Origin of the sequence: Stenotrophomonas sp. PS02297 (assembly GCF_029959705.1) — a bacterium.
Classification (GTDB): Bacteria; Pseudomonadota; Gammaproteobacteria; order Xanthomonadales; family Xanthomonadaceae; genus Stenotrophomonas; species Stenotrophomonas nitritireducens.
In genome coordinates this window covers 1-10,133 of sequence record NZ_JASCOS010000128.1, presented here as the reverse complement: position 1 = coordinate 10,133, position 10,133 = coordinate 1, and the positions used below count along the sequence as shown (strand labels likewise).

At 71.1% G+C, this 10,133-nt stretch carries 10 protein-coding genes; 3 read left to right on the top strand and 7 right to left on the bottom strand.

Annotated elements, in window-relative coordinates:
* Window positions 1-307 (bottom strand): serine dehydratase beta chain (locus tag QMX80_RS16670; protein ID WP_282278282.1); only part of this gene is annotated, 307 nt, incomplete at its 3' end.
* Window positions 308-405: 98 nt separating this feature from the next.
* Between QMX80_RS16670 and QMX80_RS16665 the strand changes: the two genes are divergently transcribed.
* Together QMX80_RS16665 and QMX80_RS16660 are read left to right on the top strand one after the other, a co-directional pair.
* Window positions 406-630, top strand: coding sequence for a glutaredoxin family protein (locus tag QMX80_RS16665; protein WP_282278280.1), 225 nt, complete (start codon window positions 406-408; stop codon window positions 628-630).
* Window positions 627-1,094: a hypothetical protein gene (locus tag QMX80_RS16660; protein WP_055764171.1), complete on the top strand. Its 468-nt coding sequence runs from the start codon at window positions 627-629 to the stop codon at window positions 1,092-1,094. The genes QMX80_RS16665 and QMX80_RS16660 overlap by 4 nt, the downstream gene beginning before the upstream one ends.
* A 24-nt stretch (window positions 1,095-1,118) precedes the next feature.
* Here the strand turns inward: QMX80_RS16660 and QMX80_RS16655 are convergent, their stop codons facing one another.
* Genes QMX80_RS16655 through QMX80_RS16645 form a run of 3 tightly spaced genes read right to left on the bottom strand, consistent with a single transcriptional unit; the run spans window position 1,119 to window position 2,937 of the window.
* Complete coding sequence (locus QMX80_RS16655; protein ID WP_055764176.1) at window positions 1,119-1,685, bottom strand: YceI family protein; 567 nt, start codon at window positions 1,683-1,685, stop codon at window positions 1,119-1,121.
* Window positions 1,682-2,260 carry a cytochrome b gene (locus QMX80_RS16650; RefSeq protein WP_055764178.1) on the bottom strand — a complete coding sequence of 193 codons (579 nt, stop codon included), beginning with the start codon at window positions 2,258-2,260 and terminating at the stop codon, window positions 1,682-1,684. The genes QMX80_RS16655 and QMX80_RS16650 overlap by 4 nt, the downstream gene beginning before the upstream one ends.
* Entirely contained in the window at window positions 2,257-2,937 is a 681-nt protein-coding gene (locus tag QMX80_RS16645) for a YceI family protein (RefSeq protein WP_282278276.1), read from the bottom strand. The genes QMX80_RS16650 and QMX80_RS16645 overlap by 4 nt, the downstream gene beginning before the upstream one ends.
* A 483-nt stretch (window positions 2,938-3,420) precedes the next feature.
* On the opposite strand from QMX80_RS16645, the gene QMX80_RS16640 reads away from it, so the two are divergent.
* A complete protein-coding gene (locus QMX80_RS16640; protein ID WP_282278275.1) occupies window positions 3,421-6,987 on the top strand; it encodes an ATP-binding protein in 3,567 nt (1,188 codons plus the stop codon).
* Here the strand turns inward: QMX80_RS16640 and mdtD are convergent, their stop codons facing one another.
* The 3 genes from mdtD to QMX80_RS16625 form a co-directional block, all read right to left on the bottom strand.
* The gene (gene mdtD, locus QMX80_RS16635; RefSeq protein WP_273085165.1) at window positions 6,988-8,409 is read right to left on the bottom strand and encodes a multidrug transporter subunit MdtD; all 1,422 of its coding nucleotides are present in this window, start codon (window positions 8,407-8,409) and stop codon (window positions 6,988-6,990) included.
* A gap of 130 nt (window positions 8,410-8,539) precedes the next feature.
* A complete protein-coding gene (gene hemE, locus QMX80_RS16630) occupies window positions 8,540-9,613 on the bottom strand; it encodes a uroporphyrinogen decarboxylase (RefSeq protein WP_282278274.1) in 1,074 nt (357 codons plus the stop codon).
* Between the two features lie 59 nt (window positions 9,614-9,672).
* The gene (locus tag QMX80_RS16625) at window positions 9,673-9,924 is read right to left on the bottom strand and encodes a WGR domain-containing protein (RefSeq protein WP_055764198.1); all 252 of its coding nucleotides are present in this window, start codon (window positions 9,922-9,924) and stop codon (window positions 9,673-9,675) included.
* Window positions 9,925-10,133: the final 209 nt, after the last annotated feature.

Here is a 10,133-nt window from a genome sequence, read left to right as displayed (position 1 = left end):
GGCCCATCAGGTTGATGCGCTTGCTGGAACGGATGCGGGCCAGGGTTTCGGGAATGATGTCCGGGTCGATCAGGTTGGGGCGATGGCCCTCCAGGCCGAGCAGCACGGCGGTGTCGGTGCCGTGGCCACGGCCGGTGAGGGCGAGCGAGCCGAACACTTCGGCGCGGATGCGCACCACGTCCGGGAGCCTGCCCGGATCGAGCAGCCAGCGGTGGACGAAGCGCTCGGCCGCGCGCATCGGGCCAACGGTGTGCGAGGAGCTCGGGCCGATGCCGATCTTGAACAGGTCGAACGTGCTGACGGACATTGCGTTGTGCGTACGGCTTGGAGAGGGCCGCTATTCTACGGGTTCGCCGCTGCCGGCCTGCCCGCAGCGCAGCATCGGACCGGCATGGGGTGTAGGGAATGGGCTTGATTCTGTACCAGCGCGACGACTGCCATCTGTGCGACCAGGCGCTGGCGGTGCTGGCGCAGGCGCGCGCGCCCGAATTCGACAGCGTGTTCATCGACGGGGACGACGCGCTCGAGGCGCACTACGGCACGCGCGTGCCGGTGCTGCGCGACAGCGCGGACGGCGCCGAACTGGATTGGCCCTTCGACGCGGACGGGCTGCGGCGGTGGCTGCGATGAGCGTCCGCGCCTGGCCGCCGCTGCTCGCCGCGCTGGGCATGGCGGCGGCCAATGCCGGGGCGGCGGACGTGGACCTGGCCAAGGCGCTGCCGGAGCGCTCGGCGGGCTTCGCATGGCAGGGCAGGACGGTGGCGCAGGTGTTGCCGTTGGCAGGCATCGAGCGCCTGGTGCTGCTCAAGGCGGTCACCAGCGCCCCGGCAGCGCTGGACATGCGCAACCTGCGCCGCATGCTGCACGATGCGGCCGCCATGCCGATGCAGGCGCCGGGAGACGATGAGCGGCAGCCATTGCAGGCCGGCGGCCCGGACACGATATGGGAGGCGGTGCTGCTGATGCGCGATGGCGGCGTGTTCGGCCTGGCCGTGCGCCCCGGCGGGACGCAGGACCACAGGCACCGAGGCTGCCTGTCCGGTGCCGACGGCCAGCGCGGCTGTTTCGACATCCCGGCCGTCGCCCCCGGCTGATCGTCGCGCCGGGGGCGGAAGGGCTTACTTGGCGCGCAGCACGACCTTGGTGCTGATCGCGGTGTCGTCGGGAATGGTCTTGGTGTCGGACCAGTCGCCGCCGCCGACGCCGAAGTCCAGGCGCTTCACGGTGGCCTTGCCGGTCAGCACCGGCTGCGCACCGGGCGTCCAGGTGAAGGTGAAGGTGACCGGTTTGCTGATGCCGCGCAGTTCCAGCGTGCCGTCGGCGGCGAACTGGTTCGCGCCCACGGCGCGGAAGCCGCTGGCGGTGTAGCGCGCCTGCGCGAACTGGGCGACGTTGAAGAAATCCTTGCCCTGCAGGGTGGAATCGCGGTCGCTGTTGCCGCTGCGCGCGCCGGCCAGGGGAATGGTGACGTCGAGCTTGCCGGCGGCCGGGTTGGCCGGGTCGAAGCTCAGCTGCGTCTGGAAGCCCGGGAAGGTGCCGGTGAAGATTTCGCCGTCGTACTTGGTGGCGAAGACCAGGATCGAGCCGGGCGCCTGTTCGTAGTCCGCGGCCATGGCCGGAACCGCCGCCAGCATGCCGGCCAGGGCAGCGGCCACGGCGGCCGGGGTGGTGAGCTTGATGTTCATGCCGATTCCTTCTGTGGGGTGTCGAGCCAGCCTTGCGGCAGCATGCGCGCAAGCGTGGCATCGCGCTGGTGGAGGTGGTGGTAAAGGGCGGCGCCGGCATGCGCCAGCACCACCAGGATCAGCAGCCAGAAGCCCCATTCGTGGATGGCATGGGAGACCTGCGCGGACGCTTCGCTGGGGGCGACGAGCTTGGGCATCTCGAACAGCCCGAACAGCTTGAACGGACGCAGGCCGCTGGCCGAGTCGTACAGCCAGCCTGACAGCGGGATGGCGAACATCAGCGCGTACAGCAGCCAGTGGGTGGCCTCGGCGATGCGCTCCTGCCAGGTCGGCGTGCCCGGTACCGGCCTGGGCGCGCCGGCATACAGCCGCCACGCCAGCCGCAGCGCCACCAGTACCAGCACGGTGATGCCGATCGATTTGTGCGCGGTGTAGACCCAGAAGTACTTCGGCGTCTTGGGCAGCTCGCCCATGAGCAGGCCGACGATGCCCAGGGCGAGGATCAGCACGGCGATCAGCCAGTGCAGGCTCTTGCTGACGCTGCCCCAGCGGTCGGGGGTGTTCTTCAGGCTCATGGGCGGGATTCCGGTTGCGGGGAAAGTCGGGTGGCGGCATCGGCCGCGGCCTGTGCGTCGTCGTCTCCGGCAGGCGCTTCGCTGGCCGCGTCGGGCGCACTGGCCTTGTCGTCGCGCACCGCCTCGGCTTCGATGCGCAGTTCCACCTGGTCGCCGATCACCGAACGCCATGCGTCGATGCCGAAGTCCGAGCGCTGCAGGGTGGCGGTGGCGGAGAAGCCGGCGGTGCGGCGGAAGGGCGGCAGCGGATGCCGCTTGAGTGCGTTGAGGCGGACGTCGAGCGCGATCTCGCGGGTGACGCCGCGCAGGGTCAGCAGGCCATGCACGCGCGCGTTGTGGGCATCCACCGGCTCGACGCGGGTGGAGACGAAGCGCGCCTGTGGATGGCGCTGGCCGTCGAGCAGGTTGCGCGCCAGCGTGGCCTGGTTCCATTTGTCGTCGCCCAGGTCGAGCCGGGCGATCGGGACGACCACCTCCAGATGGGCGCCGCGCCAGTCGTCGGGGTCGAACTCCAGCACTCCCTCGCTGCCGGACACCGTGCCCAGCGCCTGCGAGAAGCCGGCGTGCTCGACCGCGAACAGCACCCGCGTGTGCACCGGGTCCAGCCGGTAGCGGTCGGCGGCGGATGCCGACAGCGGCAGCAGGCAGGCAAGCAGCAGGGCAAGGCAGCGTGGCAAGGTCCGGCTCCGCGGAAAGGTTGGGGGATTCTAGGCACATGCCCGGTGGAGATTGTTGCCATGTCGTGCAATGGATTGTTCCCGCCGTCTCCGGCGTGAACCCTTCGGGCCATCGGCGCGCCATTTCAAAAAGCCGCTTCCCGCGGCTTTTGTTCCAGCGCTCCATGGCGGGAGTTCCGCGGGCCATTGGCAAGCGAGGGCAAACGCCGTTCCCGCAGCCTTTCCGGCGTGATGGCCGTTCCGTGGAGCAGCCGGCCGCATCCCACGCCGGCGAAGGAACGACGGCGGCGCTGCCGCCTGGGCCGGCCGGATCCCGGTACGGATGCTATTTTCCGCAGCGGAAACGGACTGCGACGGGCGGCGGATGCGAAACGGGGGCAACGGCGGAATGGGGGGATGGACATCGGCTGGCGGGCCTCGGCCGGTCCTGGTCCGCGTTTGCGTGCTGTCCGCCAGCGCAGGCCTGCAGCCGTGGGGCATGCCATGAGTGGCTGGCTGCGGTGGTTGCTGTGCCTGTTGCTGTCCGGCGTGGTGGCGCAGGCCGCGGCCGAGGTGCCGATCACTCCGCAACCGCGCCGCCTGGGCGTCGCCGATGGCCTGCCGTCGGCCAACATCAATGCATTCGCCGAGGATCGCCTCGGTTATCTGTGGCTGGCCAGCCATGATGGGCTGGCGCGCTTCGACGGGCGCAACTACCGCATCTGGCGGGCCGAGGACGGCCTGCGCGACAACCTGATCTGGAGCCTGCACGTGGACGCGGCCAACCGGCTGTGGTTCGGCACGCAGAACGCGGGCCTGGGCATGTTGTCGGCCGATCGCCGCAGCTTCCGCTTCTTCGACCGAGATGCGTATCCGCAGATCGCCAGCAATACCGTGTGGAGCGTGGCCTCCACGCCTGATGGCAGCGTCTGGTTCGGCACCCCGACCGCCGGCCTGTACCGGCTGGCCGTGGACGGCACGATCCAGCGTTTCATGCCGGTCGCCGGCCAGCGCGACAGCCTGCCGTCGGCCTCGATCGCCTATCTGGCGGTCACCCCCGACGGCGTGCTGTGGGTGGGAAGCAAGGGCGGACTGGCGCGCTGGACCGGCAGCGGCTTCGAGCGGGAGGGCGAGGCGCTCCTGCCCTCGCCGCGCATCAACGGCCTGAAGGTCGATGGCAGCCAGCGGCTGTGGATCGCGACCAACGGCGGGGTGGTGGTGCGCCACGGCGATGGCCGTTTCGAGCGGATGGAATGGCCCGGTTCCGCACCCGGCGAGGTGCTCAACGTGCTGCAGTACGCGGCCGACGGCAATTACTGGCTGGACACGCTGCAGGGCCTGGGGCGCAGCCGCGACGGCGCCGCGGTGCGCAACGTGCCGCTGTACAGCGCGCAGGAGCGCGGGCTGGTCAAGCCGAACTGGAGCACCGCCTACGAGGATCGCGACGGCGGGCTGTGGTTCGCCAGCACCAATGCCGGCCTGTGGCACCTGTCGCCGAACTGGCGGCAGTTCTCGGTGCTGGCGCGGCACCTGGACGATCCGTCCTCGCTGCGCAACCCCTATGCGCTGGCGATGGCGGCCTCCGCCTCCGGCGGCATCTGGGTGGTCGGCACCCGCGGCGCGCTGGACCGCTTCGACCCGGCCAGCGGCGCGGTGGAACAGCACCTGCAGCCCATCGACGGCATCCACTGGCCGCAGTCGGTGGCCGAGGATGCGCAGGGGCGGGTCTGGATCGGCAGCCTGGACACGCTGGTGCGTTACGACCCGCGCGACGGCGCGGTGCGCCACTGGCGCAACGGCGATGCGGTGGACGCGGCGATGGTCGGCGACGGCGACATCGTGCGCATCTGCGATGACCGCATATGGATCTATTCCGAGGACGGCGGCATCCAGCAGCGCGACGCCGAGGGCCGCGTCACCCTGCAGCTGGCGCCGGGCCAGCGCGGCCTGCCGGAAAGCGCGCTGCAGGACATGCAATGCGGGCCCGGGAACCACTTGTGGCTGTCCGGCGCCGCCGGCCTGTCCGCCTGGCAGCCGCAGGCTGGCGCCTTCGCGCCGGTGCAGGGCGGTCCGCAGGCTCCCGCCCATGCCTTCGATGTCGGTGCCGGCGGCAGGGTATGGGTCGCCCTGCTCGGCCGCCTGGAACGTTACCGCTGGGAGGGTGGGCAACTGCTGTGGGAGGACGGCATCGGCGCGGACCAGGGATTTCCCATGCTGGCTGCCGGCGGCCTGGTCATCGACAGCCACGGCGTCGTATGGGCGAGCAGTGCGCGCGGTCTGATCCGGGTCGATCCGGAGCGGCGTTCGGTGCGCCTGTATGGCGTGCACGATGGCCTGCCGGGCCAGGAGTTCCGGCGGCGCGGGCTGGTGCAGGCGCGCAGTGGCCAGGTCGCCGGCGGCACGCCCGAAGGCGTGGTGCTGTTCGATCCGGCCCAGGTCGGTCCGCCGGCGCGGCGGCCGCCGCTGGTTATCGAGCGGATCAGCGTGCATCGCGGCGATGAGGAGTACGACCTTTCGGCGCAGCCGTCCCTGCGCATCAAGGACGGCGACCGCGACCTGCACGTCGTCGCGCGCCTGCTGGCGTTCGCCGATTCCACCAACAACCTCTACCGCTTCCGCTTGACCGGCTACGACCCGGACTGGGTGAACGCCGGCGCCAGCGGCGAACGCGTGTTTCCGCGCCTGGCGCCGGGCAGCTACACCCTGCAGATCCAGGGGGCTGTGCCAGGCGGCGGCTGGATCGCCGCCCCCGACCTGCGGATCGAGGTCGCGCCGCCGTGGTGGCGCAGCGGCTGGGCGCTGGCCGGCTATGCGCTGGCGGCGATCCTGGCGCTGGGCATCGCGGTGCTGGCCTACCGGGCGCGCCTGCAGCGGCGCAGCGAATGGAAGCTGGCCGAGCAGCGGCGCGAACTGGCCGAGCAGGCCTCCTCGGCCAAGACCCGCTTCCTGGCCACGCTCGGGCACGAAGTGCGCACGCCGATGACCGGTGTGCTCGGCATGACCGAACTGCTGCTGGACACGCAGCTGGACGCCACCCAGCGCCGCTACGCCGGTTCGATCCAGCAGGCGGGCACCCACCTGCTGCAGCTGGTGAACGACTCCCTCGACCTGGCGCGCATCGAGGCCGGCCGCCTGGAGCTGGACAACCAGCCGTTCGAACTGGCGCCGCTGCTGGACGAGGTCGCTTCGCTCATCGCTCCGGTGGTGCGCAAGCGCGGCCTGCTGTTCGTGCACGAGCGGCGTCCGTCGATGCCGGTACGGGTGACCGGGGATGCGATGCGCCTGCGCCAGATCCTGATGAACCTGCTCGGCAATGCCGCCAAGTTCACCGAGCATGGACAGGTCGGGCTGGGAGTGGAGCTGCTGCCGGAGGGCGCCGGCATCCGCCTGGAGGTCAGCGATACCGGTCCGGGCATCACCGCCGAGCAGCAGGCGCGGCTGTTCCGCCGCTTCGAACAGGCCGAAGGGCCGCATACCGCCTCGCGCTATGGCGGCAGCGGGCTGGGGCTGGCGATCTGCCAGGAGCTCGCCGCGGCCATGGGCGGAAACATCCGCATCGACAGCCGGCTGGGCGCCGGCGCGCGCTTCATCGTCGAACTGCCGCTGCCGTGGACGCCGCTGGAAGACGGACGCGACGCACCGGCGCGGCCGCCGGGCGGAGGGCCCGAAGGCAGCCTGTGCATCCTGCTGGTCGAGGACGATCCCACCGTGGCCGACGTGATTGCAGGCCTGCTGCGCACGCGGGGCCACCAGGTCGTGCATGCGCTGCACGGGCTGGCCGCGCTCGGCGAAGTGGCGGCGGGATCCTTCGACATCGGCCTGCTCGACCTGGACCTGCCGGCGTTGGACGGACTGGCCCTGGCCGCCCAGCTGCGTGGCCAGGGCCACCATTTCCCGCTGGTGGCGGTGACCGCGCGTTCCGACGGCGCGGCCGAACAGCAGGCGCGTGCGGCCGGCTTCGACGGTTTCCTGCGCAAGCCGGTGACCGGCGAGATGCTGGTGGCGGCCATTGCCGCGGCGTGGCGTCCGGCGACGGCCGATGGCGCGCCACCGGAACAGCGTCCGCGCTGACTACTCGACCACTTCCTCGACCGCGCGCGGATGCGGGCGGTTTTCCGGCAACTGCCAGAACACCAGGGTCGAGCTGAGCGTGATCGCGCCGACGCAGACGAAAGTGGCGTGCAGGGCCGCGCTGGCGCCATGGCCGGTGAGATGGGTGCCGAACGCGGAAAGCAGGCTGCCGGCGGTGGCCGCGCCGAAGCCGGTGGCCAGCATCATCACCATCGACAGCAGGCTGTTGCCGCTGCTGGCCTGGCCGACGTCCAGGTCGCGCAGGGTCACGGTGTTCATCACGGTGAACTGCATCGAGTTGAACGCGCCGAACAGCGCCAGCTGCAGCAGCCGCACCCACAGCGGCTGCTGCGCGGTGACGAACATGAAGCTGGCCATCGCCAGGCCGACGCAGACGGTGTTGATCATCAGGATGCGGCGGTAGCCGAAGCGTTCCACCAGGGTCACCGCCGCGCGCTTGGCGGCCATGCCGGCCAGCGCCACCGGGATCATCATCATGCCCGCCGCCATCGGGCTCATGCCCATGCCCACCTGCAGCAGCAGCGGGATCAGCAGCGGCATCGCGCCGCTGCCGATGCGCGAGAACAGGTTGCCGAGGATGCCGATGCGGAAGCTGGCGGTCTGGAACAGCGTCAGCGGGAACAGCGCATCGCGGCGCCCGGCCGCGTGCAGCCAGTAGCCGGCCAGCGCGGCGATGCCGATCACCGCCAGCAGCAGCACCAGCGCGTGCGCCGAACCGAAGCCGGAGGCGCCGTCCAGCGCCAGCGACAGCGCGACCATGCCGAAGGCCAGCATCAGGTAGCCGGCCAGGTCGAAGTGATGCCGTTCCTGGCCGTAGTGGTCGGGCATGATGCGCAGCGCGGCGAACAGGCCGATCAGCCCGATCGGCAGGTTGATCAGGAAGATCCAGTGCCAGGACGCGGCCTGCACCAGCCAGCCGCCGAGCGTCGGCCCCAGCAGCGGGCCGACCAGCGCCGGGATCGCGATGAAGCTCATCGCCGAGAGGAACTGTTCGCGCGGTACCGAACGCATCACCGCCAGCCGTCCCACCGGCAGCAGCATCGCCCCGCCGACGCCCTGCAGCACGCGCGCGGCCACCAGCCAGTGCAGGGTGGGCGACAGCGCGCAGGCCAGCGAGCCGAGGGTGAACAGCACGATCGCGGCCAGGAAGGTGCGGCGGGTGCCCAGGCGGTCGGCGATCCAGCCCGAGGCCGGAATGAAACTGGCCACCGCCAGCGCATAGCTGAACACCACCGACTGCATCTGCAGCGGGCTTTCGCCCAGGCTGCGCGCCATCGCCGGCAACGCGGTGTTGACGATGGTCGAATCCAGCATCTGCATGAAGATCGCCAGCGACACCAGCCACAGCAGGGGCTTGTGCGGGTCGCCGGCGGGCAGGGGGCTGGAAGGGGGTGTGGGCATCGGGCGCTCTCGTGGCCGGGGCGGTGGGCCATTGTCCGCGGTCGCGCGTGCAGGTGCCGCGCACGCCCCGGCGCGGATGGCGCGGGGCGTCGGCAAACCCGGGGCGGCCTGGCCGCGCCCGGGCGCGTGCTCAGCGGCGGCTGAGGCGGTGCACGGCGTCCACCAGCACGGCCACGTGCTCTGGATTCATGTCCGGCGACATGCCATGGCCGAGATTGAAGACATGGCCCTCGCGCGAGCCGCCATTGCCGGCGGCGTAGCTGTCCAGCACCTTGCCCACTTCACGGGTGATCGCCTCGGGCGACCCGTACAGCGTGGTCGGGTCGAGGTTGCCCTGCAGCGCCACCTTGCCGGCGGTCGCGCGTGCGGCGTCTTCCAGCGAAAGGGTCCAGTCCACGCCCACGCCTTCGGCGCCGGTGGCGGCCAGTTCGGCCACGTACTGGCCGGTGCCCTTGCCGAACAGGATCAGCGGCGTGCGCTGCGCATCCTGTCCGCGTTCCAGCTCGCGCGCGATGCGCGCCAGGTAGGGCAGCGAGAATTCGCGGTACATCGCCGGCGACAGCACGCCGCCCCAGGTGTCGAACACCTGCAGCGCCTGCGCGCCTGCCGCGCGCTGCGCGGCCAGGTAGGCGACGACCGCGTCGGTCACCACCTGCAGCAGCTGGTGCAGCGCCTTGGGCTCGTTCAACGCCATCGCCTTGATGCGCGCGTAGTCCTTGCTGCCGCCGCCTTCGATCATGTAGCAGGCCAGCGTCCACGGGCTGCCGGAAAAACCGATCAGCGGCACCTTGCCGTCCAGCTCGCGGCGGATCAGCCGTACCGCGTCCATCACGTAGCCCAGCTCGGTCTCCATGTCCGGAACCGCCAGCCGGGCGATGGTCGCGGCATCGCGCACCGGGTGGTGAAACTTCGGACCTTCGCCATCGGCGAAATACAGGCCCAGCCCCATCGCGTCGGGCACGGTGAGGATGTCGGAGAACAGGATGGCCGCGTCCAGGTCGAAACGTTCCAGCGGCTGCAGCGTCACCTCGCAGGCGACCTCCGGGTGCTTGGCCATGCCCAGGAAGCTGCCGGCGCGGGCGCGGGTGGCGCGGTACTCCGGCAGGTAGCGGCCGGCCTGGCGCATCAGCCAGACGGGCGTGCAGTCCACCGGCTCGCGGCGCAGGGCGCGCAGGAAGCGATCGTTGCGGAGGGGGCTGGTCACGGAAAACTCCTTGGAACGTGGCCGTTGGGCCGGGGCGGCGCGCCGGGCGCCGGGGCCGGTCAGGGGTGCGGCTCGCCGCTGGCGAACACCACCTGGAAACCGCGCTTGATGTGCGCATCGCGCGCCTTCTCGAAGGCATGGCGGGCTTCGTCCTGCTGCAGGTACAGCTCGCGGCGCAGCTGCGCGCGCCCGCCGGTCTGGCCGGTCTCGCGCAGCAGTTCCCAGCCGCCGAGCAGGTCCGGCAACAGGGAAAGCTGTACATAGCGGGGGGATTCGTTGCCGCTGGGCGGCTGCTGCAGGTAGACGCGCATGGCGGCGATTGTAGCCGCTGGGCGGTATTCCGGCAGGAGCGCACTGAGGTGCGCTCCTGCGGAGGAGTGTTTGGGGAAAGCCCCCTGAGTCAGGGGGCGCGCCGAAGGCGCGGGGTGTGGCAAGCGAGAGACGGGGCCCGCGGTCTGCAGCGCAGACCGTGGGGCGGCAGCGCGAAGCGCTGGCGTGTTCCCCCTGAGTCAGGGGGCGC